General features: G+C 54.9%; 23 protein-coding genes. 10 read left to right on the forward strand and 13 right to left on the reverse strand.

Translation table 11 applies throughout. The features are described from left to right. On the reverse strand, positions 1 to 1,029 hold a 1,029-nt coding region (locus tag AC5DDB_RS26850; RefSeq protein ID WP_491742851.1), incomplete at its 3' end, for a phenylacetate--CoA ligase family protein. A gap of 170 nt (positions 1,030 to 1,199) precedes the next feature. Next, a complete protein-coding gene (locus AC5DDB_RS26855) occupies positions 1,200 to 1,871 on the reverse strand; it encodes a hypothetical protein (RefSeq protein ID WP_491742852.1) in 672 nt (223 codons plus the stop codon). A 285-nt stretch (positions 1,872 to 2,156) separates the two neighbouring features. Between AC5DDB_RS26855 and der the strand changes: the two genes are divergently transcribed. The 4 genes from der (at position 2,157) to AC5DDB_RS26875 (ending at position 7,163) form a co-directional block, all read left to right on the forward strand. Further along, the gene (gene der / locus AC5DDB_RS26860) at positions 2,157 to 3,515 is read left to right on the forward strand and encodes a ribosome biogenesis GTPase Der (RefSeq protein ID WP_491742853.1); all 1,359 of its coding nucleotides are present in this window, start codon (positions 2,157 to 2,159) and stop codon (positions 3,513 to 3,515) included. 353 nt (positions 3,516 to 3,868) lie between these two features. After that, positions 3,869 to 4,738 carry a pantoate--beta-alanine ligase gene (gene panC / locus AC5DDB_RS26865; RefSeq protein WP_491742854.1) on the forward strand — a complete coding sequence of 290 codons (870 nt, stop codon included), beginning with the start codon at positions 3,869 to 3,871 and terminating at the stop codon, positions 4,736 to 4,738. Between the two features lie 41 nt (positions 4,739 to 4,779). After that, the gene (locus tag AC5DDB_RS26870) at positions 4,780 to 6,366 is read left to right on the forward strand and encodes a prolipoprotein diacylglyceryl transferase family protein (protein WP_491742855.1); all 1,587 of its coding nucleotides are present in this window, start codon (positions 4,780 to 4,782) and stop codon (positions 6,364 to 6,366) included. 221 nt (positions 6,367 to 6,587) lie between these two features. Further along, a complete protein-coding gene (locus tag AC5DDB_RS26875) occupies positions 6,588 to 7,163 on the forward strand; it encodes an RNA polymerase sigma factor (protein WP_491742856.1) in 576 nt (191 codons plus the stop codon). Between the two features lie 11 nt (positions 7,164 to 7,174). Here AC5DDB_RS26875 and AC5DDB_RS26880 read toward each other — a convergent pair whose 3' ends face one another. The 6 genes from AC5DDB_RS26880 to AC5DDB_RS26905 form a co-directional block, all read right to left on the reverse strand. After that, a complete protein-coding gene (locus AC5DDB_RS26880) occupies positions 7,175 to 8,923 on the reverse strand; it encodes a serine/threonine-protein kinase (RefSeq protein ID WP_491742857.1) in 1,749 nt (582 codons plus the stop codon). 3 nt (positions 8,924 to 8,926) lie between these two features. After that, entirely contained in the window at positions 8,927 to 9,766 is an 840-nt protein-coding gene (locus tag AC5DDB_RS26885; protein WP_491742858.1) for an MBL fold metallo-hydrolase, read from the reverse strand. Positions 9,767 to 9,820: 54 nt separating this feature from the next. Further along, a complete protein-coding gene (locus tag AC5DDB_RS26890; RefSeq protein WP_491742859.1) occupies positions 9,821 to 10,786 on the reverse strand; it encodes a hypothetical protein in 966 nt (321 codons plus the stop codon). A gap of 70 nt (positions 10,787 to 10,856) precedes the next feature. After that, entirely contained in the window at positions 10,857 to 11,906 is a 1,050-nt protein-coding gene (locus AC5DDB_RS26895) for a Gfo/Idh/MocA family protein (protein WP_491742860.1), read from the reverse strand. A gap of 82 nt (positions 11,907 to 11,988) precedes the next feature. Then, a complete protein-coding gene (locus AC5DDB_RS26900) occupies positions 11,989 to 13,008 on the reverse strand; it encodes a hydantoinase/oxoprolinase family protein (RefSeq protein WP_491742861.1) in 1,020 nt (339 codons plus the stop codon). A gap of 11 nt (positions 13,009 to 13,019) precedes the next feature. Then, positions 13,020 to 13,946 (reverse strand): ExeA family protein, encoded by a 927-nt coding sequence (locus AC5DDB_RS26905; RefSeq protein ID WP_491742862.1) that lies wholly within the window; start codon positions 13,944 to 13,946, stop codon positions 13,020 to 13,022. A 40-nt stretch (positions 13,947 to 13,986) separates the two neighbouring features. On the opposite strand from AC5DDB_RS26905, the gene AC5DDB_RS26910 reads away from it, so the two are divergent. Continuing rightward, a complete protein-coding gene (locus AC5DDB_RS26910) occupies positions 13,987 to 14,694 on the forward strand; it encodes a 16S rRNA (uracil(1498)-N(3))-methyltransferase (RefSeq protein ID WP_491742863.1) in 708 nt (235 codons plus the stop codon). Position 14,695: 1 nt separating this feature from the next. Here AC5DDB_RS26910 and AC5DDB_RS26915 read toward each other — a convergent pair whose 3' ends face one another. Next, the gene (locus AC5DDB_RS26915; RefSeq protein WP_491742864.1) at positions 14,696 to 15,478 is read right to left on the reverse strand and encodes a hypothetical protein; all 783 of its coding nucleotides are present in this window, start codon (positions 15,476 to 15,478) and stop codon (positions 14,696 to 14,698) included. 20 nt (positions 15,479 to 15,498) lie between these two features. Further along, positions 15,499 to 16,146 (reverse strand): RNA polymerase sigma factor, encoded by a 648-nt coding sequence (locus tag AC5DDB_RS26920; RefSeq protein WP_491742865.1) that lies wholly within the window; start codon positions 16,144 to 16,146, stop codon positions 15,499 to 15,501. A 152-nt stretch (positions 16,147 to 16,298) separates the two neighbouring features. On the opposite strand from AC5DDB_RS26920, the gene argB reads away from it, so the two are divergent. Further along, positions 16,299 to 17,198, forward strand: a complete 900-nt coding sequence (gene argB / locus AC5DDB_RS26925) for an acetylglutamate kinase (protein ID WP_491742866.1) — start codon at positions 16,299 to 16,301, stop codon at positions 17,196 to 17,198. A 109-nt stretch (positions 17,199 to 17,307) separates the two neighbouring features. Next, positions 17,308 to 18,522: an aspartate aminotransferase family protein gene (locus AC5DDB_RS26930; protein WP_491742867.1), complete on the forward strand. Its 1,215-nt coding sequence runs from the start codon at positions 17,308 to 17,310 to the stop codon at positions 18,520 to 18,522. 98 nt (positions 18,523 to 18,620) lie between these two features. Here AC5DDB_RS26930 and AC5DDB_RS26935 read toward each other — a convergent pair whose 3' ends face one another. After that, positions 18,621 to 20,465 (reverse strand): 30S ribosomal protein S1, encoded by a 1,845-nt coding sequence (locus AC5DDB_RS26935; protein ID WP_491742868.1) that lies wholly within the window; start codon positions 20,463 to 20,465, stop codon positions 18,621 to 18,623. Between the two features lie 251 nt (positions 20,466 to 20,716). Continuing rightward, complete coding sequence (locus AC5DDB_RS26940; RefSeq protein WP_491742869.1) at positions 20,717 to 21,649, reverse strand: formylglycine-generating enzyme family protein; 933 nt, start codon at positions 21,647 to 21,649, stop codon at positions 20,717 to 20,719. Between the two features lie 160 nt (positions 21,650 to 21,809). Here AC5DDB_RS26940 and AC5DDB_RS26945 point away from each other — a divergent pair, with 160 nt between their 5' ends. The 3 genes from AC5DDB_RS26945 to AC5DDB_RS26955 all read left to right on the forward strand — a co-directional run bounded on the left by AC5DDB_RS26945 (position 21,810) and on the right by AC5DDB_RS26955 (position 24,670). Further along, complete coding sequence (locus tag AC5DDB_RS26945) at positions 21,810 to 23,126, forward strand: DUF58 domain-containing protein (RefSeq protein ID WP_491742870.1); 1,317 nt, start codon at positions 21,810 to 21,812, stop codon at positions 23,124 to 23,126. Positions 23,127 to 23,245: 119 nt separating this feature from the next. After that, complete coding sequence (locus tag AC5DDB_RS26950; RefSeq protein ID WP_491742871.1) at positions 23,246 to 23,863, forward strand: peptidylprolyl isomerase; 618 nt, start codon at positions 23,246 to 23,248, stop codon at positions 23,861 to 23,863. Between the two features lie 93 nt (positions 23,864 to 23,956). Further along, positions 23,957 to 24,670 (forward strand): Imm5 family immunity protein, encoded by a 714-nt coding sequence (locus tag AC5DDB_RS26955; RefSeq protein WP_491742872.1) that lies wholly within the window; start codon positions 23,957 to 23,959, stop codon positions 24,668 to 24,670. 88 nt (positions 24,671 to 24,758) lie between these two features. Here AC5DDB_RS26955 and AC5DDB_RS26960 read toward each other — a convergent pair whose 3' ends face one another. After that, a complete protein-coding gene (locus AC5DDB_RS26960) occupies positions 24,759 to 26,051 on the reverse strand; it encodes a Gfo/Idh/MocA family protein (protein ID WP_491742873.1) in 1,293 nt (430 codons plus the stop codon). Between the last annotated feature and the right edge of the window lie 42 nt (positions 26,052 to 26,093).

Genomic DNA, 26,093 nt, shown 5'->3' on the forward strand with positions numbered 1-26,093 from the left:
TGGGAAGACATTGTTCCCGCGGATTGTGACCATGTCCTCTGCCCGTCCGAGGATGCCGCCTTCCAAATGAATAAAGTTGCACCCACTTTCGGAGGGGCCTTCGGCAGCTTGGACCAAATCACCAGTGCGATAACGGATCAGCGGCGAACCAAGTCGACCGAGGTTCGTAATGACTAACTCGCCTTGTTCGCCGGGTGAGACGGGTTCCATTGTCTCGGAGTCAAGAATCTCTGCGATGCATTGGTGTTCGAGCATCGTCAATCCGCCGCGACGATCCAGCGGTTCTACGGCCAACGCGCCGATTTCCGTCATTCCCCAATGGTCGAACAGATCCGCTCCCCACGCCGATTCGATGCGTTGTTTCGTGGCGGGAATGCTGGCACCGGGCTCGCCGGCGACAATGAGTTTCTGCACACTGCCGCCTGCTAAGTCAACGCCTTGCTCAGCCGCGACTTCCGCAAGTCGTAGCGCATACGTTGGCGTGCAACACACAACGGTCGCTGAGTTTTCCGCGATGAGTTGCAGGCGGGCTTGGCTGCTCATTCCGCCACCGGACAGACACAAGTTGCCAAGCCGTCCGGCTCCTTCGAAAGCTGCCCAAAACCCAATGAACGGTCCAAACGAGAACGGAAACGCGAACACGTCATGTTCGGTGATTCCCGTGAGCCGATAGATACACGCCCAACAGTCCATGAACCAGTTCCAACTGGCGGGGGTATCCAACCAACGCATCGGCCGCCCCGTTGTGCCAGACGTCTGGTGCAACCGCGAGTAGTCCGATTTCGGATAGGTCAAATTCGTACCATAAGGCGGGTGAGCCGTTTGGTCGGCTACGAGTTCTGACTTCGTGCAGATGGGCAGACGATGCAAATCATCGACCGTTCGAACGGTATTCAAATCGACCGATTCGTATTTGCGAGTCCAAAACGGATTCTTGCCTATAACTTCATCAAGCAACTCTCGCAAGCGTTGCGATTGCAGGTCATGAATTTGTGAACGAGACAACTGTTCGGGCAGCAGGTCCGGCATGGATCAATCTTGCGGTTCGCGGTGGGCGAGCGTCGGCTGTGGAATTCAAAGGCTTGGATGAAGCCTAGTATGTCAGCCCACTTCCGGGAGAGCAAACGATCGGCATCAACGAAAACAAACCGGAAGCCGAAGCCGCCGGTTTGTTAGGAAGTTTGAATGAATCTGCGTTTTCAGTTACCTGTTTTCTCTGTCCCGGCGGTTTCCGGGTCCTGGCTGAGATCGATGTCGTTTTCGCTTTCCTCAGCCAATGCACCGAACGAACTGCGGAAGGCGGCGTATTCCGCGTCGACTTTGTCTTTGGGGCCGACAATAGAGATCACATAGATTCCCGAATCGGGAACACCAATGATCGCACCGAGCAGCCGTCCATTTTCGACCGAGCCATTATGGTTCAAAAGTGGTTCCGACGCTCCTTTGAAGTTCCCCGAGACGTCCACGAACACATACCGCTTCTGCGGGGGAATGATTGCCGATCGCGTTTCTTCCGTTTTTTCTTGGGCACCGTCGGTGAATTGTCCGGTCCAATTATTCACGCTTTTCCGCACTTCATCGCCGCCGCCGGACAGCAAATACACTGGTACGGACAAACCGTTTTTGGTTTTGAAGCGTTGCAGCAAAATCGTTTTCTGAGTGTTCGCGGCCGTTTCTGGTTGTTTTAATTCTGCCGTCCAACCGTCCGGCACGCTGATCTGCAGACCGGCATCTTGTTCTGCGATGGCAGCTTCTGAAACGGGGCGTTTGAGGGTGATTGTCTTCGAGTCTTGAGCAGAACCGCTCGTCGCCGCACTCGCCATGATCGTTCCGGCCAACAAAGCCAGAGAGAGTCCCGACCGAATCCGCATGTTCATTTGTTGCTGCCCCGCAAGTTGATCACGCGCGAGGAGATTTTCCTCGCATGAATATCGTAAGCCGTGCCGTTCACGGCGGTTCGTTTGGTGCTCCATTCTCACCAATGACCAAGCGAGTTGCAAACAAAGAATCGTCCAAACGGAAACAAATGCCCATTGGAGGCCGGTTCGGTGGGATTCTCGCGGCTGAATCGATTCGTTATGATTGGCAACGTTCAGTGATTCGGAGACTGTCCGACACTTGATTTGTCCAGACTCCGTTTTGATGCGACCAGTCTTATGTCGATTCCTCGTGTGGTCATCGTTGGACGCCCCAACGTTGGCAAAAGTTCTATTCTCAATTGGTTCGCCGGGAAACTGGTGTCGGTTGTCGATCCGACGTCCGGCGTGACCCGCGATCGCGTGACGTACTTGATGCACCATCGCGACCGGTATTTCGAAGTGATCGACACCGGCGGGATGGGCGTCGAAGACACGGACGACCTCACCGCCGATGTCGAACGACAGATCGAAGTCGGTTTGCAAGATGCGGATTTGATCCTATTCGTCGTCGATGGCAAGACCGGCGTTGTGCCGTTGGATCGGTTGGTAGCCGACCGATTGCGGAAGGTCGAGAAGAAGTGCGTGTTGGTCGTCAACAAGTGCGATTCGACGAAACTCGACGCCGAAGTTCCTGAGTTCCTCGGGTTGGCGCCCGATGCCCCGGTGATCGTCACGAGCGTCATCGGCGGACGGAACCGTAGAGAATTGTTGGACGTGGTTGTCGAAGAGTTGCCCCCGGCGGACGAAGACGAGGAACAATCCGCTCAGTCGGAAACGACCGATCCGCTGATGAAGTTGGCGATTGTCGGGCGGCGGAATGTCGGCAAAAGCACGTTCATTAACTCGCTCGCCAACGAAGAACGCGTGATCGTCAGCGAAGTGGCAGGCACCACGCGGGACAGCATTGATGTGCGGTTCGATGTCGACGAGCAATCCTTCCTGGCGATCGACACCCCCGGCGTACGGAAGAAGAAAAGTCTCGCGAACGACATTGAATTCTACGGTCTGGTGCGAGCTCAAAAGAGCATTCGCCGAGCGGATGTGGTGTTGATGTTCTTCGATGCGTCGCAAACGATTTCCAAAGTCGACAAGCAACTGGTCGACGAAATCCACGAACGCAGTAAACCGTGTATTTTCGTGGTCAACAAATGGGATCTCGGTCTCAAGGAAGACATGACGACCGAAAAATGGGCGGAGTATTTGTTCGAAACATTCGCTTCGATGCGGCATGTGCCGGTCGCGTTTATCACTGCGATGGACGGCAAGAATATTCGCCAATTGATCAACTTGGCCCAGTCGATTTTCAAGCAGGCCCACGAACGAGTCGGCACCGGCGAGTTGAACCGCATCGTCCAAGCCGCGATCGAGAACCGCAACCCGCCCTACCGTCGCAATCGTCGTCCGAAAGTCTTCTTCGCCACGCAAGTCGCGACCGATCCGCCGACAATCGTGCTGAAAGTCAACGACCCGCGGCTGTTCGATCCCTCATGGAAACGTTACCTGCTAGGGTTTCTGCGGGAATCCACACCATTCGAGGAAGTGCCCATCCGCTTGTACTTCCGTTCGCGTGTACGCGAGGATGAAGACGAAGCGTAAAGTGTTTCATAGGGTGCGTTGTATAGGAAATTGCATCTGTCAGAGATGGCGTGTGCCACTGCTGGCTTGTCCAGCAGTGTTTTCAGCGGTTCCTGAATGGCTGGTGACTCGCACTGCTAGGCAAGCTAGCAGTGGCACACAACTTCTTTCTTTGTAATAGTTTGTGTTCCTTGTAATCTCACGAATGCGCAATCGTATTTAGCGCATCAAGTTGAATGGGGCTGTGCTGGTGGTACTACCCGACGCACCCGACGATTGGGGCAAGGCCTTCGCGTCGCTGTTCCCCTGAATGATTGAACCGACTAAAATTCGGGCATCGTAAAAACCTTTCTGCTTCTTGATCGAAAACCTTCATGCCCGACGAAACGCCTGAGTTAATGGTCCTTGAACAGCCGGACGCGGTGCGGGCACGGATTGTGTCGGCGCAACGGCAAGGCGAGCGTGTCGGGTTGGTTCCGACCATGGGAGCATTGCACGACGGGCATTTGCGGTTGGTCGAGGAAGCCCGGAAGACGTGTGATTTCGTCGTGGTGACGATTTTCGTCAATCCCACGCAATTCGCACCGAGCGAAGACTTGGAAAAATATCCAAGGCCGTTTCGAGACGACGTCGAAAAGTGTCGGGCGGCGGGTGTGGACGTGATTTTCCACCCTGCTCCCGAGGTCATGTATCCGAAAGAGTTTCAAACCACCGTTTCCGTCGGCAAACTCTCGCGGGTGTGGGAAGGTGCACATCGCCCCGAGCACTTCGATGGCGTAACGACAGTCGTGCTGAAACTCTTCTCGATCGCACCAGCGGATATCGCGTTCTTCGGCCGCAAAGATTATCAGCAACAACTGATTATCCGGCGAATGGTGCGGGATTTGAATTTGCCAATCGAGATCGAAACCGTCGACACCGTTCGCGAACCTGATGGATTGGCGCTGAGCAGTCGAAATGTCTACCTCTCCGCCGAGGAACGCCAGTCCGCATTGGCGCTTTCGGAAGCCTTGCACATCGCACGCGATCGGTTTGCAGCCGGGGAGACGGATGTTGCTCGTGTTCGGCAAGCGATGCACGACCGGCTTCAAACGGACCAGCGGATTCAGCTCGATTATGCGGTTATCGTGAACCCAGATACGCTTGAGGAACTGACAGAGCCCAAAAGTGAAATGGTGGCTTTAATCGCGGCTCGAGTTGGGCAAACGCGTCTGATCGACAATTTACCCATCACACGTTCGTAGCGGATCAGAACTGAACAGTACAGAACGGAAGCACTCCTGACATGCGACAAACGCTTTTTCGAATTCCGATCGACGTGGGAATTCCGTTCGGCTCGTGGGAACTGCCGCTGTTCGGGATCGGGATCCTGTTGGTCTTGTGGTCCCTATACGGCGTGGTGCGAGTTTGGCAGTACCGGAAAGATTTGAGTTTGGAGACGCTGGGGTTGCCCGCTGTCATTTGGCTTGTCGGAATTTTTGTGATCGTACAAGCTCCCAGCTGGGCGACGCGGCCGTTGCATCAGCGTGTCGCTGAGTTATCGGCACAGATCGATTCTCCACCCAGCGGTGTCCCAGTTGCCGCGCTGCTGGTCGAGCTTGGTGATGCTCATCTCGATCTGCGTGATTACAAGGCCGCGAACGCCGCGTATTCCGTGGCCATTCAGACGGACCCGAATTTCGCGGACGGTTATCAACGCTTGGGGTGGATACTGGCGACCGCGCCGGATGCCGATATCCGTGATGGAGACCACGCTTTGCAAGCCGCTCAACGTGCGATTGACGTCGCGCGAGTGCAAACGGCTAGCATGTACGACACGTTGGCCGCTGCCTATGCGGAAAACGGCGACTTCAAGAACGCACTCGCCGCCGGGAAGAAGGCAGCGAACATTGCGTTTTTCTCCATCGATAGCCAAACCAACGTCGCGGATGTTCGCGAGCGAATTCAGTTGTATCAATCCGAGCAACCGTATCGAATCAGCCGAATTGCCAAATCGTTTCCTCAATCGTTACCCGTGTACGGGTACGGCTTCATGCTCTTTATCGGCTTCGTGTTGTGCATGTTTCTGGCAACGCGACTGGCAAGCCGAGTTGGAATTCCCCGTGAGTTCATCTGGGATATCGGTGTCTTCGGACTACTCGCGGGGATCGTCGGAGGCCGATTGTTCTACATTGTGCAGTACAGTGATCGCGTTTTTGGAGGGAAATCGGGAACCGAGTTATTGATCGCCCCCTTCCAATTGCAAGAAGGCGGATTGGTTCTGTTGGGGGGGGTGATCGCCGGTTCGTTGACCATGATCTGGTACTGCTGGAAACAAAAAGTGAGCCCGCTGCTCCTCGCAGATGTTGCCGTCCCGGCGTTCTTTCTTGCACTTGCGTTTGGTCGTCTGGGGTGTTTGATGAACGGTTGTTGCTATGGCGACCGTTGCGAACTTCCGTGGGCTATCCAGTTTCCGATGGGGAGTGTTCCCGATATGGCGATGGTGCACCGCGGATTTCTCAGCCCCGATTCGACCGAGGTGATTTCACTGCAACCGTCTCAGCTTTACAGCACAGTCAATGCATTGATCTTGTGCGGCGTTTCGTTGATCGTGTTCCGCTACCGCACGCGGAATGGACTGGTTCTGGCGGTGGGAATGCTGTTGTATCCGATTGCCCGTTTTATCATCGAATATTTGCGAGGTGATGAAATGGGCAAGTTCGGGACTTCGTTTACAATCTCTCAATGGGTCAGCATTGCCATGTTTGTCTCTGGTGTTATGTACACGTTTTGGCTGTTGAAGCGACCCGGAAAATTAACGACTTCGCGAAAATTATCCTCCCCGCCCGAAAATGTGATCAAGAAACCGGTAGCAGGAGCGTCTATCTCATAGCAGACCGTCCGGCAGCATTTGTTGCTTCGAACACTCCCTGCGAAAGTCGACGACGTAAACAAGGTGAGACTCCTTGACAGTATTCACTGGTCAAGGGAGGATGGCTTGCTCGCGAGCAATTGAACTCTAAAGTCAGTTGAGATGACAACTCATACTCTGGCGGTCAGCGGTCGTTTTCTGCCGAACTTCGCCAGGGATTCCTGTAGTCCGCAACGGTTCCCGTGAACGCAGACGACCAGCGACTGATCACGGAATGTCTGGAAGGCCGAACCGAAGCGTTCGGCGACTTAGTGCTGCGCCATCAGAATCGCTTGCACAATACGCTCGCCAAGATGCTTGGCTCGGTGGAAGACGCCCGCGATATCTCGCAAGAAGCGTTCGTGTTGGCTTTCACCAAGTTGGACACCTTTCGTGGCGAGTCCGCTTTTTATTCGTGGTTATTTCGCATTGCGTACAATGTGCTTGTCAGTCGAAAACGAAAAAAGCGTCGGGCGACGACTTCTCTCGACGCTGCCCGCGAAAAAGCCGGAGTCGACCCGACCGATTCCCACCCGGAAACGCATCCCTCGCATGCCATGGAACTGGCCGAGCAACAAACGCAGGTTCGGCGAGCACTTGCGGAGTTGTCGGAGGAATACCGCGAAGTGCTGGTGCTCAAGGAAATGGAAAACCTCAGTTACGAGGAAATCGCCGAGATTGTCGGTTGCCCCATCGGTACTGTTCGCAGCCGCATTCACCGGGGACGTACCGAACTTCGTGAGAAACTTCGCATCATCCTGCAGCCTGACAGCGTTTGAGCAACGACGATTCAGTCGGTCTCACTGCGTTGGCGTTGTCGCCAGTATTTCCAGCCCGGAACGAAAAAGCACCCTGCCGACACAATCCCATAAAGCGTCAAACCAAGATCCGGCCAGCCCCGCGAAACGGCGAGCATCCGCAAACCGGCCATCCCGACACCGGTGAAATACAAAATCAACGCTTGCACGTAAAAGTGTCCGGATAAAATCCCGGCTTTGATCACGAACACCATTGCCGCGATCAATGGCAACACACACGACATCGACAACACCGGCAATTCGAGCACCGCTTCCACCCAAAACAAGAACGTGCTAACGCCGATCGCACCCGCCCACACATGCGCGACTTGTCTCTCCACAAAAGTTACCGGTCCCGAGAGGTGTCGCAATCGCCAGAAGCAGGCCGCCCAAATGCCAAGTCCAACGGTCCAAAGCAATACGTACGGCCAACGGGCCGTCACATCGGCGATCTGAAAAACGTTGGTCACCACGCACAGCCCCAGCAAGACCAAGCTGTGCCACATCCACAACAAGCCCCAGTTTTCCAGAATGCCCGCGTGGTGGGTCTCACGAAACATCCGACTGAGCACCTGCGTGAAATGCGACGAACGAACCGAAGGGACTTCACCTCGCCTGGCAGAGATCAAGTCACTACGAAGCGCATAGACCGTTGGATATCGCAGGTCAGTCGGTTTCTGCAGACACTTCAGTGTGATCATCTCAAGATCGGAGTCGACACTCTTGTTCAACAACCGCGGCGGAAGCGGATCTTGTTCAAGTACCGCCAGCACAGTATCGACTGGCGAGGCTGCTTGAAACGGAGCGCGACTAGTCACCATCGCGTACAGAATTGCCCCCAAGCTGTAGACGTCCGTCGCCGCGCCGATTTCTCCCCGCCGACCAGCAGCCTGTTCGGGAGCCATGTACGAAGGTGTTCCAAGTATTGCACCGCTCTCGGTCAGACTCGGTTGAGGGCCACTAACAATATCTGACGGTTTCGAGACTTGTTTCGCGAGGCCAAAATCTGTGATGAACGGTCGGCCTTGACGATCCAAGAGAATATTCGATGGTTTGAGATCCCGATGCAGAATCCCCTGCCGATGGGCGTGTTCGATCGCTTCGCAGATCGGGATCATCAATTCCATCGCTTCATGATTCGACAGCGGTCCGTCGATCAGTCGCTGCGAAAGCGTCGGTCCATCGACGTAACGCATACTGAAAAATGGCTGCCCTTCCCACTCGCCGACTTCATAGATTGGCACGATATTAGGGTGATCGAGTTTGGCGATCGCCTCGGCTTCTGCGCGGAATCGTGAGAGTTCCTCATCGGTTGCCATATTCCCGCGCAGAATCATTTTGAGGGCCACGATCCGACCCAAACTGATCTGTCGAGCGCGAAAGACAACGCCCATGCCGCCGCGGCCGATCTCCTCCAATAATTCGTAGTCTCCGATACAACCCAGTGACACATCGGGAAGCACTTGGAGTTGACGGTTTCCTTGCGATGGCGTCGGAGTCAGCGGCGAGACACTCAACGTCACTTGCAGATCACTGTTGGCGAGCCTTCCGAATTCATCGGCCACCATCGCGGTGGCGTATAGCTCGCGTAACTCTTCGACGTATTCCGCATGCTCGGTCGCGACTTCCGACCAGTTCGGCTGGCGATCCCCATTAGCCTGAAGTAGCGATTCCAACAGACTCCATAACACGGCTTCACGTGAGGAATCGGTCTGCTGATTGGCATCGGAGTTGGGGTTCACTGTTTACATCCAGAGATGAACTCGTTCCTGCAATTCCGGCGACATGCGTTTTTCGACCGCACGTTTGACCTGTCGTTCGTGATACCGGGTGCTAAAGTGCGACAGAATGATCAATTCATTCTGAAAACGATCGGCGCGTTCTAAAATGTCGTCGAGGTGTGTGTGACCGTGCTTATGGATTTTCTCTTTGCGATGTTCGGGACGAAAAAAAGTCATCTCGGTAATGAGTACTTGCGCTTCATAGATAGCGGGGTCACTATCGAGTCCGGCAGGAGATGTATCGCCAGTGTAACAAACAAGCGGGAACCGAACTTCCTCGCTAACATCTTCGCCAGAAAGTCGAATGTCGCGAATTTGATCTTGTGGCAGTCCTTGATATTCCGTTTTTAACTTACGACGTCGATCCCAAACGATGAAACCAACACTAGGGACCGTGTGAGTCGTGGAAAAAACAGTGACGACATGCTCTCGCGAGAGTTCGATTTCATCACCGGGTGAGACACCAACAAGTTCACACAGCATCCGTCCCCGGTCGAGTTTTTGCCAAGCACGGAGCATGCGTGAAACATTCTCGACAACGTCTGCAGGAACGTAGATTGTCGGTGGTTCCATTTTCATCATTTTGCGGCGTGCCACTAGCACTGGCAATGCCGCCATGTGGTCTAGGTGCGGATGGGTGATGAAATACGTACCGGTTCCCATGAACGCCCACGGACTCGCTCCCAAGTCGAAGCCAAGTTTCAATTCCGGAATCCGCCAATAAGTCTGAACGGCCGCCCGCGAATAGCCTTCAATCGTCAATGCCTTGTGCTGCAAAGTCAGCAACGGGAGATTCTCTAACATAAAAACAACTATACTTCTTCGGGGCTAGCATTCGCAGCGGAGCGTGTGTGAGTGTCATTGGCCGCTAAAATCGTAGCCTAGTAATCGTTCAAGCGAAAAAATAAACATGCCCGCATTGGCCAGGCTACCATAGTTAAATGTGAACTTGCCTTTAGAGCTGAACCACTTGGCTTCGTTCGTATGAATTGCAAAAACGCCATTGTTGATCGAAAGATTCTTGATGGCATGCGCGGGGACTCGCTCCGTCCGGCCTTTGAAACAGAACTCAATGAACTGAGGTCCGACACGCACCGCGTCGTTCTTGTTCACGGGAAACTCGACATAACCATACTCATCGAGGTCTTTTTGCAAGCGATCAGTCAGGTGGATGTTCCAAGCATATTCGCCCATCCGGGCCAGGTGAAACGGTGATTTGGCTTTTGGGTTCCCGGTCTTGGAATGATAGTTTCCGTTGAGTCGCATCAGCCGCCCTCCGGCACCATCTTTCCAAGTGAAATCATAGTTGGTTCCTGTGTAAATACCATTGGTATAATTGCGAGTTTGGGCGGCATTCAAAGTGACAGCATCTTCGAATACCAAAATTTGCTCTTTGATAGGCGAATTCCAGTTACCCTTGATTTTGAAAATCGCAATTCCATGTTCGCCAACGTAACTACATTGATGACTAAACCGAACAACGAAATAGGCGATCAAGCCAACAAGAAGACCAAAGCCCCCGGCGAGTACGACCGTTTCCGATTCGAGGCCGCCGAACGTCGATGCTGCGATGACTAGTATTAGTAATGCAACACCAACTGCAATCATGCCTGCAATCAAAAGTTGAACTAAAGCAGACCGTGGCTGCTGGCCTTCCTTGAGACTCGACCAAACGCTGATCACGTTTCCAATTTCACGAGGTGGTGGTTCAAAGAAGACCATGTTCTCCGGGACTGGCTCTCCGGCGTGTGTGACCGCGTCCTCAGATGGCTCCCACCACTCCGGTCCGTGATCGTCGTCATCAAATTCATCGAACTGACTCATAGTGTTCTCAGTCCTTGTTTCTAACGGTGACTCGGAGTGGTGCGAATGTCGCGCGGATACGTATCGAATGTCACACGAGACTGACGACTTTGTTGCTAGCGATACTCTCAGCCTCCGCATAACAGAGTTTCAATGCATCGAGAGCAAGTTCGCCACTTAAAGCTCGTGGTGTTGTCTTTGATTGGAGACCGTCGACGGCAGCCTGAAGTTCGGCCGTGAATGCGGAGTACCATTCGGTACCGCCGGTCAGTTCGGGTTCGGTAACGCTGCCATCTTGCTGAACGAGCGAAAGCGGTCGGTCGATCACCCATTCCCCGCCGATTGTACCTGCATGGTACAGCACGGTGGCATTCTCTAAATACAGTTCGAATCCGTGGGCAAACTGCAATCCTTGGGCTGCGATACCACCACTCACACACGAGACGGCTAAGTCTGGCGTTTCATAGATGTATTGAGAATGAACGTGGTTCACAAACCCATCGACTAACATCCCCCGTGAGAACACGGCTTGTGGGACGCCGCAGAGTAGTGAGAGAAAATGATTGTCATGAATGTGCAGATCGATTCCCCACCCACCGAGATTTCGGAAGTCGCTCATGTCGTCCGACCAGTCCGGCGGACAGATCACCCGACGGAAGTGAGCCGCCTTAAGTTTTCCGTACCGTCCACTGCGAACGGCGTCGGCAGCCCAGCGAAATTGCGGAAAAAATGGTAACACCTGACCGACCATGAGGGGCACGTTCGCTTCATTCGCAGCGGCGACCATTCGTTCGGCAGCATCGAGTTCCACTGCAATTGGCTTTTCGACGAAGACGGCTTTGCCCGCTTTCGCTGCCGCCACCGCAACTTCTTCGTGCATCTCCGGCGGAAGACAGATATCGATCAGATCGATATCCGGATCGGCCAGCATCTCGTGAAAGTCGGTGTACTTTTTGAGATTGGAGGTGTCAATTTGGCCGGCGGGTGGTCCGAAGTTACCTTGAATGCCGGTCCAGTCACCATCGAGTTTTTTCTGGCTCCGTGTGCAAATTGCGGATACCTTCCCACCGTTAAGATGTTCGGCGGCGGTGAAGTGGGTGTACCCCATGAAGCCGATGCCCACGATACCGATGTTAACCATGTCTCTATCCGTTTCCGATGAAGTCGCGTATTGTCTCTGGAGTGATCTTGAGAGACAATTCTGGCGGGTCGGTTCGCAGGCGTCAAACGTCGCGTTCGACAGCCAACCGAGCGACCGCAAATGCACACGCGGCTTCAGAAACACGATCGGCGAACATCCGAGCCAGATCCGTGTGTTCGCAGGTTCGGAGTTGTGGATGAGAAGTCGCAAGACGTCGAGCCAGAAACGAACCCGATCCAGACGTTAGCACCTGGGTCGGAACGCGTTCTTGCGACTGTAAGACCTGATCAATCGCCGCTCCGATCATGATCGCTTGCTTGTTCGCCAAGTGACGGGCAATCTCGTCGATCTCGTCCGGCGTGATCTCGGTCGTGTCGGCACACAGCATTCTTGCCATGCGGTCGACACTGGCCTTACGCGTGAAGGGGCGATTGTTGGCGGTATCGGTGTCGTCTTCGTCTTCGGGAAGATCGCCGGTGAGAATGTAGATGTCCTGCGTTGTCGCGAAGAGTTCGGCTGCGAGTCGACAACATCCGTCGCGGAAAGGAATCTCGTGAGCCAATGAGACGAGCGGTGTACGACGAACGCCGGTGTAAACCAACTCGCCGGAGCAAAGCCGATCGGTGTCGGTCAGTCCAACCGGAGTGGGCACGCCGTCTGTTAGCGGAATGACGTCCGTCGTCGTGCTGCCGATGTCGAGGAGAATCGCGAACGACGGGGTCGGAAGGATCCGTCCAACCCACGTCGCCAACGCATGCCAATTGGCGGCAGCGACAAGCAGCGGGATATCACGGGCAACTTCTGGCGTTACAAACTCCGCACCGGTTTGCCAGACGACGATCGGGCGATCTTCCGCCACGGTTTCGACGGCCGTCAGAATTCGGTCGACGCCTTCTGCTTTCGTGCGAAAGCAGTCAGCGAGTTCGCCCGTCATCGTGATCGCAAAGCGATCGGGTGTCGGAAACTGTTTCAGAAGGTCCCGGAGTGCATCGGCCAAACGGTCGGGCTGTTTCCACATGGGAAAGAACATCGAACGAGCCAAACCGTCGGCGTCGGCAGCTTTGATGTTCGCGCCACCGATGTCTAAGCCGAGCGTCCGCATAAATGACTCAATCAACCAAAGTGGATCGGCTGAGAAACCCGTTCTGTTTCCGGCTGCAATTCGGCTGCAACTTGTTCGAGGACAGTTTCATCGACGAAGGGCAACTCGTCACTCATTGCAGCCAACATCGACAAGTCCGCCAAGCGATCGATGGCACGCGGAATGCCCTCGGAAAGTTCCGCCAGACGCCGTAAGGCTTCCGGGGTGAACGTAACATCCGTCCGTCCGCATTGGGTGAGAATGTCGGTGATGTAATCTGCTGTCTGGATGGTATCGAGCGGCAGCAAGTCAGCCCGCAAGTCGATTTGTTCGGCCACACGGGCAGCTTCAATTGGCAAGCGTTCAGATCGTGTGGCGAGAATCACGGTCAGTCCGCCAGAGACGTTGTCTGCAAGCTGAACCAGACGTTCCACGGCTTCCAATCCGCCGCGACCGGCACGCTCCAACCCGTCAAACATGATGACAGCTTGATGCTCGAACGCCAACATCGACAGCAAATGGTCTTCGACGGCACGCCACGCGGAGTAGACGTCTGTCGGAAGCGGAAAGATGCCGAGTTCCTGGGCCAGCCGACGTGGAATCTCGTCGCCTGTCAGTCCCGGCAGATTCAGCAACACACTTTGGCGTTGGGAACGACGGACTTGATCGTCGATAATCTTCAAAAGCATCGACTTTCCCGTCCCCGGGCCACCGCATAGTAGACCGCAGCGACGACGTTCCTCGATCAGATATAACAACCGCGACAGGGCCTCTTCGTGAACTTCGCTTTCATGGAAGTGCCGAATGTCGTGGGACTTCGAGAAAGGAGCCGTCTCCAACCCCCAGTAGCTGGCGTACATTCCAAACCCTCGAATCGGGTTAAGCGTCTTCAAATCGATCACGCCGATGGCATCCAAATCCATCGTATTGGTATAATCGGTACAAATTCGCGCGCCCATGAACTTCTTCCCCTGATTCCCACGAATTGACCAGAGATTGATGGATCGATTTTTTGCCGCAGAACTGAACCAGTCGGATGTGTCAGTGACGCTCGATGAAACAGAGTCGCACCATTTGGCCAAGGTGTTGCGGAAGAATCTCGACGATGTGGTCGAACTGTTCGATGGACACGGGGCCAGTGCAACGGCTGTGGTCGAACGAATCGAGAAACGCAAAGTCCACCTGCGAATTCGTGACAGGTTGGAATTCGAACCAGTACCCGCGTCCACATTGACGCTTGCGGTGGCTCCGCCAAAGGGCGACCGTTTCCGCTGGTTGGTCGAGAAAGCGACCGAGTTGGGCGTCGATCGGTTAATTCCGCTCAATACCGAACGCAGTGTGGTCAATCCGCGAGATGCGAAACTGGAGAAAATGCGACATGCGGTGATCGCCGCTTGCAAGCAGTGTCGCCGAAACCGATTGATGGAGATTGCCGAGCCGATGACGTGGAGCGAATTGCGGGAGCATGCCATCCCGCAAAGTTCGACTTGGATTGCTCATCCTGGCGGGCAAGAATGGAGTGAACTTTCTTGGAAATCTCCTGAGACCAATTACCTATTCATCATCGGTCCTGAAGGCGGACTGACGGATGCGGAAGTCGAATCCGCGATTGCCGCCGGTGCAAAATCGATCTCCCTGGGACCGAGGATTCTTCGCATCGAAACCGCGGCCATCGCGATCGCGGCGGTCTTGGGAGCAAACCGATAGTTTATCGCGAGACGACAATGGCGTCGTTGAGTGTCAACAAATCAGGTGTCTCGTCGGCGGACGCCGGATCGATTTCCAAGATGCCCACGACATCGAACGGGCGGCCTTCGATATAGTTGGTGGTTGATCCGTCACGTAATGTCACGCGAATAATGTCACACATCTTCGGATTTGGCCCGAAGCAGCAGAACTGATTATCGCGTGCCAACCAAAACCCCGTCAGGTCGGATTCCTCGAAGCTTGGTCGCATGAATCCACGAATACGGATGCGATGTCCAAACAACGGTTGAAGCTTCTCGACGGCCGGAGTCGTTGCATCCGGTCGCGGTTGATAGACAAGATCATCGTAAGATAGACAGACTGCGTTCTCTGGGCCGACTGTGGTCAGTTGGCGGTCAAACGCAATCTGCATTGAAACGGGATCGGCGTGTTGTTTCGCCGAATGAACGATGCGGTTCGAGTCAGGTTCGGTCACCGTGAGTAACGTAACTGGGCGGACTGCAGGAGTCGGTTGTTGCAGTCCCCACCAAAAACCCAGGAGAAACACAGCCGAAATCGCGGTTGCTGTTTGCAGAACAACGCCCCATCGAAACGGCCGCGACGAGGCAAGTTTTACCGTCCGCGATTGGGCCAACCGCTTGGCTTCCTGACAGAGTTCGCGTTGTACGCGAGTGACGAATTCGTCGGCCGGTTGGTCGGCGGAACTCATACGCGACAATAATCGCTCGACATTGACGAATGTCGAATCCGACTCATTTTGCGGGTTCGGTTGCGATTCAGGCATGAAGAATCAGTTCCCTCCCATCAAGGGCCAGCGAATGGTACCGTGCCGTCGAATTCCAAGTTCATCGATTGGATCAAAGTGGTAAACGCCTTGCGAAATGCGTCTCGGGCACGTGTCAGTCGCGATTCGACGGTTTTTTCTGTGACTTGCAATTCTGCAGCGATCTCTCGCACACTCCGACCATGCAAGTACTTGTCAGCGAGCGTATCTCGATAATGTGGCGGAAGTTGTGACAAAGCTGCATTGACGAGTGTTTCCGTTTCCTCTCGTTCGATCAGTGATTGATCCAGCGGTTCTGACTCCATGCTGGCCAAGTCAGTGAACAAGTCCTGGTCGATCCGCTGCCAAACCGCTTGCCATCGGGCAGATTGTTTTTCCTGGTCGAGTTTGCGACGAATCTCGTTTCGTGCGAGACCTTGCAGCCACGGAAAAATCTCGTTGTTCGCTCGATCCGGGTCATACTTGGGCAACTCACGAAGAGCCCGCATGAGAACTTCTTGGACGACCTCCTCACACAAATGCCGATCGCCACGTAAGCGGTGTAGGCAAAAGGCAAACAAGGGGTGAATCGTCCGCTGAACCAACTGCGCAACGGCCTCCTCTTCACCGGCGAGTGCTCGTGCATGCCAGCTCTGGTCGAACGCAAAGGAATCATCGGGAGAGGACAACAGGGTCTCCCCTCGTGTCAAATTGGATGTCGGAACCGTCCTTGGTTTCCAGAAGTGTATGTCTCGGCGTGCTAAAGATCCTTCGGCGAAAATTGACACCGGACCACCGGACTCTACAATAGGCGGTTTTTCCCGGTCTGGGGAGAGTGGTTGTGGCGAACACCGAAGTCGAAACGCACGACGAAGCCATCCGCAAAGCGGGCGTGCTGATTGAAGCCCTGAGTTGGATTCGGCGATTCCGTGGTCAACATGTCGTTATCAAATTCGGCGGAAGTGCGTTGGAACAGGCTGATGCCGTCCGCAGTTTTCTGACCGATGTGGTCTTTATGGAAACCGTGGGGATGCGGCCTGTGCTCCTACATGGTGGCGGCAAAGCGATCTCCGCCGCAATGACAGCCGCCGGAATCGCACCGCGTTTCGTTCAGGGACGTCGCTACACCGACGACGAGACATTGGATATTGTCGCCGAAGTTCTCGCGCGTGATATCTGTCGATCGCTGGTCAAGTTGGTACGCCAGTCCGGAGGACGAGCGGTCGAACTAAGTTATCTCACGCAGAACGCCCTTGTTGGCGAACGCATTAAACTTCCCGGCGAAAACGGCGAAATGTTGGATTTGGGAGCCGTCGGTCAGGTGGTTTCGATCGATCGTGCTTTGATTGAAGATACCTGTCGATCGGGTTGTATTCCGGTGATTCCCTCGGTGGTACTGGATGCAGACGGGGGCAAGTTGAATGTCAACGCCGACACCGCCGCCGCTGCCGTCGCGGGTCTGATGCAGTCCGAGAAACTCGTGTTTCTTTCCGATGTGCCAGGTATCTTCCGCGACAAAAACGACCCGACCACACTGATTTCCCATTTGACTGCAGACGAATGTCGACAGCTGATTGCCGAGGGCGTCATCGATGCTGGTATGGTTCCGAAAGTCGACGCGGCTATCGAAGCACTACAGGCGGGCGTGAAAAAAGTTCACATTGTCGACGGACGTATGCCGCATTCGGTGCTGCTCGAGATTTATTCGAACACTGGGGTCGGTACGGAAATCGTGCTCTGATTCCACAGCCTGTCTGCTTGGAAACTCGCTGAACCTTTTCGCGTTCGGTCCTGTCCGTTTAAGATCGTTCGACTTTGATCCCTCCTTTTCAGACTCCGAAGGAATCGCCGTGACTACCACCGAAGTGACCAGTTCCAACGTCATCGCCCAATTCGAGCAATACGTGATCCCGAATTACGGGCGTTATCCGATCTGCTTGGTGCGGGGTGAAGGGTCGCGTGTGTGGGACGCCGAGGGAAATTGTTATCTTGACCTGTTTCCCGGTTGGGGCTGCAATGTGCTGGGATATTGTCCGCCGCGTGTTGTTGCAGCGTTGCAGGATCAGGTTTCCAAACTGATTCACGTGCCGAACACCTGGTACACGGAAGCGCAAGGGCGGTTTGCCGAGATTCTCTCCACCCGTGCCTTCGGGAAAGCGTTTTTCTGTAACAGTGGGGCGGAGGCAATCGAAGGAGCGATCAAGCTGGCACGTCTGCATGGCGGACCAGGACGACACCGAATCATCACCTTTGAAAACAGTTTTCATGGCCGAACGTTTGGTGCGATTTCCGCCACCGGCCAACCGAAGTATCACCAGGGAATTGGCCCCCTGCTACCCGGTTTTCGGTACGCGCCGTTCAACGATTTGGAAGCAGTGCGATCGCTTGTCGATGACGAAACCTGTGCGATTCTTGTCGAACCGATTCAAGGGGAAGGTGGCGTCAATTTGCCGGGTGACGACTTTCTTCCCGGCTTGCGACAAATCGCCGACGAAGCAAATTGCCTGCTGATCTTCGACGAAGTTCAAGCGGGAATGGGTCGCACGGGGGCCTGGTTTGCCCATCAACACTGGGGCGTGCAACCAGACATTATGACGCTGGCGAAGGGGTTAGCTGCTGGTGTGGCATGCGGGGCGTTCTTGGCAACCGACGAAGTCGCACCAAGTTTGAAACCAGGAACGCATGCTAGCACATTTGGGGGGAACCCATTGGCAATGTCCGCCGGAATCGCGACGGCGGAAACGATCGAAGCCGAGGGGTTGCTCGATCATTGCCTGCAAATGGCCGATCGTTTCCGAGGCCATTTTGAAGCTCTGATGGCCGAGTTGCCCATCATCGCAGAATTGCGAATTCAGGGGATGATGATCGGACTCGATCTGACGGTTGCTGCAACACCAGTGGTCGGCAAATGCATGGAGCGTGGATTACTCGTCAACGCGACGCACGACACGGTTGTCCGTTTGTTGCCGGCAATTAACGTGACGCCTGAGGAAGTGGATGAGGGATGTGCAATCCTCGCTGATGTCCTGCGTGAACTCGCCGACGAAGTCTCCGTCAGCGGCTGACCAGAAACGGTTCCAACAAAACACAGCCCACTGGACCCGAGTCCGGTGGGCTGTTTGTCATTTGGAGGCTGTGTCGCAACGCCTTCAATTTCCGCAGCTTAGAAGTCGTCGGGGTTTCCGAACAACCCACCGCCGCTGCTGCTGGGTTTTCCGCCGCCCTTCGGAGCGTATCCACCCTTCAACGGACCTTTTCGCTGGCGTTGATACGGCTTGTCGCCGCTGGGAGCCATCTCTTCGTCGCTCTTCTTCTTGAACTCCTCGGGGACTTCCTTGAGGGCCTTCAGCGACAAACTGATCCGTTTCTTGTTCGGATCGACTTCCAGCACTTTGAACTCGGAAGTGTCACCTTCCTTCAGAACGTCGGCCACACGATTGACGCGACGATGATCGAGTTCGCTGATGTGAACCAACCCTTCAACGCCTGGCTCCAACTCGACAAACGCACCGAAATCCGTCACACGGGTGACACGGCCGCTCACCGTCGATTCTGTGGGATAGGTGCTTTCAGCGGTTTCCCACGGGTTTTTCTTGAGTTGTTTCATCCCGAGACCGATCCGCTTACGGTCGGCATCGAGCGAAATGACCTGGACTTCGCACTGTTGCCCTTCTTTGAGGACATCACTGGGGTGACGAATCCGCGTCCAACTGATTTCACCGATATGCAGGAAGCCGTCCGCGCCACCGATGTCGACGAATGCGCCATAGTCTTTGATCGTCTTGATGGTGCCGGTAAAGGTTTGTCCGAGAGACAGTTTCTCCCAAAGTTCCTTTTCCTGTTCCTCACGTTCGATCTTGAGATACTCACGCCGACTGACGATCAAATTTCGTTTCGCCGGATTGACCTCCATAACTTTGACGGTCAATTTCTGACCGACAAACGGTTCGAGGTCCGAAACGTATTGGAGATCGACTTGGCTCGCAGGCAGGAATCCGCGGAGCGAACTGATGTTGACTTCCAAACCGCCTTTGTTGCTTTTCGTGACCGTGGCATCGACGAGTTGGCCAACTTCCACGGCACTCCAGTCCGCACCCACTTTACGTTTACCACGCGGCAAACTGACGTGGATGAGTCCGTTCTCGGCGTCGTAGCGGTCCACCGATACGGTGAGTTCTTGGCCGACTTCCGGTGGCTTCGCCTTGTCGAACTGACGTAGCGAGACCACCCCCGGCGAACGCAGTCCGACGTCGACGAACACGTCGTCATCACTAATCGACTGCACTTTGGCTTTCAGTTTTTGCCGCGGCTCGAGATCTTCTTCCGTCTTCGGGACGGTTTCTTCAGGAGCGGCCGCTGGTGTCGCTGACTCCGTGTCGCCGCCTTCGCTGGCGGTTGGAGGCGGTGTTGGGACATTCGCGGTGGGTTCGCTGGTGCTGCTCGACATCGCCGCCGAGATTTGCGATTCCAAATCTTGATCGAGGTCGTCGGCCTTTGGAATATCGATCGGCTTTTGCGGAGGAACGTGTTCCGCGGAAGGGTTGACGTCTGCAGCGACGGTCTCGCCCTCTTTCTGCTCGACATGCGGCGGAGCAGTTGCTGATTGCACATCGCCTGCTTGCAGATTCGGAACCGCCTTCGCGGAGCCGGAAGAAACACCGACCTGCACGCGAGGTTTTTCGTCTTCGGTTTTGGCCGACTCTTCCGCGGGTGTAGCGGGGGTGTCGGAACTCGCGGTTTCGACGGGTTCTGGCGTCGGTTGAGAGTCCGGGGCGGACTGGGCAACCGGCGATGGCGTGGACTCAGCCGGCGGACTAGGCGGTTCTGCCACGGCCTCCGGTGGAGTGACGACTTGCTCGTCGTTAGTGCCGGTTGGTTCCGGCGTGGGAGAGTCAGCGGTGGGCTGGTCCGTGGGTGGGGCATTCTGCTCCGCCTGCGTATCGGTCGCCGTTTGCTGATTCGTTTCTTGAGTGTCGTCGTCGCGAGGTGATTGTTCGTCGGAGCTCATCGCATTCCAACCTTATTCCACAGTCCTACACATCCTACCGTCAGCCGATACAATCGGCGGGCAACTTGTTTCATATTCCCGAAGGGGTCTTGTCTGAAATCTTTTCCCCGTTACGGGTTGAGGGGTGAAGAATACCCAATGTTCAGAGAAAAAACCATCTTCGGAAGGGAATCCAAATTTTTCTGTCAAGACAGGAATTTCAAGAAATCTGGGAACCCATCGTTCAAGATCAACCTGCGTTCGTTTATCGATCACTCTTTTGGCGAGTTTGAACTCTTGATGCAGCGAAAGCCAACTGCGTCACTTCGTTTGTTTCCGTCAAAGGAAACCCGAGCCGCCGATCGCAGCCCCGGAAACGCATCTCGCCAGGAACCGCCTCGAATAACGTACTGTTCGACTTTCGATTCCGCTGGAGTTTGTCGCAACCATGCGGACCCGTCCTTCGGAGCCGATTGATAATTCTTGTGCCAGTGGTCTGCGACGAATTCGGAAAGATATCCGTGCATGTCGTACAGTCCCCACGGATTCGGCTTCAACGCTCCGACGGGCGGATCGTTTCCGGCAGCGTTCCCCGTATGCCACGCATACGCGTCGAGAATACTCGCCGTCTTGCCGATGTCCCCCGGACGCTTTGCCATGTCGCCGAAGCTGTAAGCCGTTTCGGTTCCCGCGCGACAGCAGTATTCCCATTCCGCTTCAGTCGGCAAACGAATCAATTCATCCTCGCCAATGAGGTTTTCCTGGCGGAGTTTTTTCGTCAGCCGTTCGCAAAAGGTGTTGGCATCCTGCCAAGTCATCATTTCCACAGAATTTCGTGGGCCTTTCCATTTGCTGGGGTTCTCGCCCATCACACGTTCATAGAGATTCTGTGGGACTTCGTACCGTGCGATCGCGAATGGTTCTGTCAGAGTGACCTCGTGCACCGGCTTTTCGTTCGGGCTACCCTTCTCGCTGCCCATCCGAAACGATTTTGGAAATGCCCCCTGCCCCGGTGTGATCGTGACCAATTCGTCGACGAACGTTTTCAGAAGCGGAGATGGTGACGCGGTCGTGGGTTTGTCGTCGGCAACAAGAGTTTGGAGACCGGTCAGCATCACCAAACAGACGAGGCACGTGTCCCGGTACGAGAGCAGGAGTCGACCGGAAAGAAGGTGCTTGAAATTGCGAAGGATAAGCGTCGGCATGGCGTTTATCTTACGCAGACCGCTCGTGCTCGCAACACCCGCGACCGGAATTCACGGAAAAACCATATTGAGATTCCGCGGCGTGAGACTTGCCGAACCCGTCGCGAACTGACACGGTAAAGTGAGTTTTTGCAGATTCGTATCCGAATTGGCACTCGCAATGCGTTGGTATTTGGTCGTTGTTCTTCTGCTCGCAATTGGTCTGATTTTCCAATTGGGGCTGCTCGTATACGCCATGTACGCGTTGCTGGGCGTGATGCTAACGAGTCGGTTTTTCGCTCGCACCTGGATGGATAGTGTTGCCGCCGAACGGTCATGCAGTATTACGAACGCCGTGATCGGCGACGAAGCCACTGTGACCGTGACCATCAAGAACAACGGTCGCTGGACGATTGCATGGCTGTTATTAGAGGACTCGGTTCCGAAATCCGCGTTAATGCAGCGACCGCCACGGATCGGCATCAAAAGACCGCGTTCGGCGATCATGCGACTCAAACCGGGTGAGACGAAGAAGCTCATTTATCGGGTGCGGTTCGATTTTCGTGGGTATTACCAAATCGGACCCCTGTTGGCTGAAACGGGTGATCTCTTCGGACTTCATCGGCGATATCGCATCCTGACGGAACCCTGTTACATTCTGGTCACACCCAAAGTCGTGCCGATTGCCGGTTACGATATTGCATCGCGACGACCGATCGGCGAAGTCCGCATGACTTACCGTTTGTTCGAAGACCCCACGCGGATTGCCGGTGTGCGTGCGTACGAAGAGGGCGACCCGTTACGGCGAATTCACTGGCACGCCACTGCACGCACGGGAGAACTACACAGCAAGGTTTACGAACCGTCAACGGTGGCGGGAGCGACGTTGCTCGTCGACTTTCATCAGTCGGGTTACAACAGCCGAGCCGAACCGCATCGTTCGGAGTTGGCCGTCACTACGGCGGTAGCACTTGCGAATCAGGTGTATCTTCTTGGGCAACAATTTGGATTGTACTCGAATGGACGCAACGCGGCTGACCGCATTCGTCAACACGGACACCGCTTAGAATTTCGCTCCCGGATTGCTGCTCGAACGGAAGCCTCTGAGGAGACGAAAAGCGATCGGCTTCGTCCGGTCGAGGTGCGTGCCGCCCGTGGTCCCGACCAGTTTCAACGGATTCTCGAAACACTCGCTCGGCTAGAGTTAACCGACGGTCTAACGTTTTCCGAGTTGGTGGTGGAAATCTCCGGACGACTCCCACGCGATGCAACGGTGATTGCGATTTTACCCGACGTGTCCGAGGAAACTGCGATCGCGTTGGGCACGCTCAAAAGGAGCGGTTACTCGGTGACCGCCGTCGTGGTGACTTACGACGAACACCACTTCGCCGCTTGTGGAGGACGACTCATCGCCGAAGGGATCGATGTGCGGCGGGTTGACGATGAAGCCATGCTCGCCGCTTTGTGTTCACAACGCATGATCGGTGCATTCGGATAGTGTCGAGTACGTCGTGACGCACCACGATTCGATGCGGAGTTGCAGTGCATCGCGACGCATTCTACAACTAAGATTTCACGGATACTCAAGACAGCTCAACAATCACAGGAGGAGAATGAATGTCGAAATTTCTGAAGTTTGCAACAGCCCTCGCCATCACCGCGTTAGCTTGGCAAACAGTGAAGGCAGCCGAAGGCGATGGACCGGCCCCCGAGGAATTCCAGGTCAAATTTGAAACGACCGCCGGGGATTTCATCGTCGATGTGCATCGTGATTGGGCGCCACGGGGTGTTGATCGGTTTCACGATGCCGTCAAGAAAGGGTTTTACAACGAGTGTCGGTTCTTCCGCGTCGTGCCGGGCTTCGTCGTGCAATTTGGCATGAACGGCAACCCGGACATTCAGGAGAAGTGGGCCGAAGCTCGCATTCCTGACGACCCGCCGAAGCACTCCAACGAAGAAGGCACGCTGACGTTCGCCAACTCGGGACCCAATACCCGGACCACGCAACTCTTCATCAACTTGGCCGACAACGCCCGACTCGACAACTACGGCGGCTACGGTTTCGCGGCGTTCGGGAAAGTCTCGAAGGGCATGGATGTGGTCAAGAAGATCAACGCCCAATACCGCGAACAACCCAGCCAAGCAATGATCACCCGTCGCGGCAACGAATACCTCAACCAGAATTTCCCGAAGCTTGATTACATCAAGAAAGCGACCATTGTCGAGAAGAAGTGATGATGTGATGAGGTCTCGTGTGATGATGTGACAGAAACCGCCGGTGCAAACCGGCGATGTCGAGATAGTACCTATTACACCACCAGACGGGATATGCGTTTTTCAGAATTGCTTGAAAAAGCCGAGAATCACGTCCGCACTTCGCCAACCGGAATGCTCACACTCGGTTGGCGTCATCGTATCTGGGATGCGGTCTTGGAAAAATATCCCGAGGATGCAGACCGCCGATGGATGCTGCTGGCTTATCTTGCCGTCGAGGAGACCTTGCCAAGTTGGCAGTCCTGCACGAGCATTCCAGTGAGGCATCAAGATCTCCCAAACCGGGCACTTGATACGATTCGGCAGGTCATTCGAGATGAGATTAGTGATAAGGACGCATGGCGTATCTATGAGCATTTATTCGGAATTGATCTGGACGAATTCTTAAGTGACCCATCTGTCATGGCAATGACAGAAAACGATCTGGACGGGTGGTTCCCAATGGCTGGTCCAGCAGCGGTTGTGGCCATGAGAGTCTGTCTAGAACGTGACATGGTGCCGTCACATCTGGAGTATTCGGAAGGATGGAACCCTTATACGATGGTCGACGAAGATTGTGATGCTGAGACGTATGATGTCCACTATTTCGTCATGCAAAATATTCGCGGTCTCTCACCGTTACCAAAGTTATCACTGACGACTGCAAAAATCGCAGATTTGGCAAGGGCTTTTTGGTTGCGCTGGTTGCAAACCTTGCTGCCCAAGGTGCTCATCGATTCCACGAAATTAGATGACCGCGTAGCTCAACTAAAAGCGATTGGCCATTAAACTTAAGTGGAAACAGAAATAAGCCGCCGGTTTCGAACCGGCGGCTATTGTCACATCATCACATCAGACCTCATCACTCGATCACCGATCAGGCGGCGTCGGGATCGGTGTCTGGGTAGGGATCCCAGTCGATTTGGTCGGCGGAGACCATTTCGCCCTTGGCTTTGTCCCAAGACATCATGCGGCCGCTTCGCCAGGATTCGTTGGCCAAGTTCACCGCAACCACGCCGGCCAAACCCAACTCCGGTGGGCAGTTCAGCGGTTCGCCGTTTCGGAGATGGTTGTGCAGGTTCGTGTGGTGCAAGTGGATGTCTTCGGCACCGGTCTTTTTGTGCTCGGCGAGGACTTTGCCGTCCTTGTCTTTCGCGACCCAACCGCTGCCGGTGAAGTACAAGGTGCCACGATATCCACGGATGAGGTGATCGACACCCACGCGGTTGCTCTGCGTACCGAGGACGTAGACCGTCATGCCTCGGGGGTATTCGCAGATCATCTCGAAGTTGTCCGGCAAATTGCGACCGTCCGGCCATTGCCAGATCCCACCCATGCCGACGACGCGGGTCGGGTAGAGCAAGTTACACGCTTTCATGATCCGCGTGATGCGGTGGATGAACAAGTCCGTCGCCACCCCACCGGAGTACATCGAATAACAACGCCATTCGAAGTAGTGATGCGGGTTCCAATCGGTCTTCGGTGCTTTCCCGAGCCAAGCGTTCCAATCGAGATCGGCCGGTTTCGGCGTGTCGTCGTTGATGCTCGGGTTCCGCCACGGTCCTTGTGAACCGTAACGCCGGACGTACTCGATCTGAGCCTGCACGACTTGGCCGAGTACACCGTCTTCGATGGCTTTGGCGGCGGAGGCGTAGCTGTCGTCCGACATGCCCTGCACACCGACTTGGAGAGCCAATCCGGTTTCCTTCTGCTTCTCAACAACTTCAATCGCTTCGGGAATGTTGTGCGTCATCGGCTTTTCGCAGTAGACGGCTTTCCCGGCGTCGAATGCGTCGATCGTCATCTTGCTGTGCCAGTGTTCTGGCGAGGCGATGGTGACGTAATCGACTTCTTCGTCAAGGACACGACGATAGTCTTGGTAGGCGTTCTCGGCACCGACACGGGCGGCACCTTCTTCAGCACGTTTCTTCCAGCAGTCGGCCACGGAAACCGGTTGCAGGTTGTCCGGTTTGGTCAACTTCTTGATGGCGTTCAGGTGGCCGGTTCCCATGCCACCGACACCGATGAAACTCGTGCGGATACGATCATTCGCACCGAGAACACGGGCATAACTGGCGGCAGTCATACCGGCTGTCGCGGTTGCAGCACCCGCAGCTTGTAAAAACGTACGGCGGGACACCGGGGATGAATTCGGTTTCGGTTCGCTCACGTTGGAGGCTCCAATAAAACACATTAACGTTCAAGCATCTGT

It is taken from the genome of Thalassoroseus sp. (assembly GCF_984380535.1).

Bases quoted from the DNA above. Each gene is read 5' to 3' on its own strand.
- AC5DDB_RS26855 (WP_491742852.1), bottom strand. From the start codon at position 1,871: ATGCGGATTCGGTCGGGACTCTCTCTGGCTTTGTTGGCCGGAACGATC.
- der (WP_491742853.1), top strand. From the start codon at position 2,157: ATGTCGATTCCTCGTGTGGTCATCGTTGGACGCCCCAACGTTGGCAAA.
- panC (WP_491742854.1), top strand. From the start codon at position 3,869: ATGCCCGACGAAACGCCTGAGTTAATGGTCCTTGAACAGCCGGACGCG.
- AC5DDB_RS26870 (WP_491742855.1), top strand. From the start codon at position 4,780: ATGCGACAAACGCTTTTTCGAATTCCGATCGACGTGGGAATTCCGTTC.
- AC5DDB_RS26885 (WP_491742858.1), bottom strand. From the start codon at position 9,766: ATGTTAGAGAATCTCCCGTTGCTGACTTTGCAGCACAAGGCATTGACG.
- AC5DDB_RS26890 (WP_491742859.1), bottom strand. From the start codon at position 10,786: ATGAGTCAGTTCGATGAATTTGATGACGACGATCACGGACCGGAGTGG.
- AC5DDB_RS26895 (WP_491742860.1), bottom strand. From the start codon at position 11,906: ATGGTTAACATCGGTATCGTGGGCATCGGCTTCATGGGGTACACCCAC.
- AC5DDB_RS26900 (WP_491742861.1), bottom strand. From the start codon at position 13,008: ATGCGGACGCTCGGCTTAGACATCGGTGGCGCGAACATCAAAGCTGCC.
- AC5DDB_RS26905 (WP_491742862.1), bottom strand. From the start codon at position 13,946: ATGGGCGCGCGAATTTGTACCGATTATACCAATACGATGGATTTGGAT.
- AC5DDB_RS26910 (WP_491742863.1), top strand. From the start codon at position 13,987: ATGGATCGATTTTTTGCCGCAGAACTGAACCAGTCGGATGTGTCAGTG.
- AC5DDB_RS26915 (WP_491742864.1), bottom strand. From the start codon at position 15,478: ATGCCTGAATCGCAACCGAACCCGCAAAATGAGTCGGATTCGACATTC.
- AC5DDB_RS26935 (WP_491742868.1), bottom strand. From the start codon at position 20,465: ATGAGCTCCGACGAACAATCACCTCGCGACGACGACACTCAAGAAACG.
- AC5DDB_RS26940 (WP_491742869.1), bottom strand. From the start codon at position 21,649: ATGCCGACGCTTATCCTTCGCAATTTCAAGCACCTTCTTTCCGGTCGA.
- AC5DDB_RS26945 (WP_491742870.1), top strand. From the start codon at position 21,810: ATGCGTTGGTATTTGGTCGTTGTTCTTCTGCTCGCAATTGGTCTGATT.
- AC5DDB_RS26950 (WP_491742871.1), top strand. From the start codon at position 23,246: ATGTCGAAATTTCTGAAGTTTGCAACAGCCCTCGCCATCACCGCGTTA.
- AC5DDB_RS26955 (WP_491742872.1), top strand. From the start codon at position 23,957: ATGCGTTTTTCAGAATTGCTTGAAAAAGCCGAGAATCACGTCCGCACT.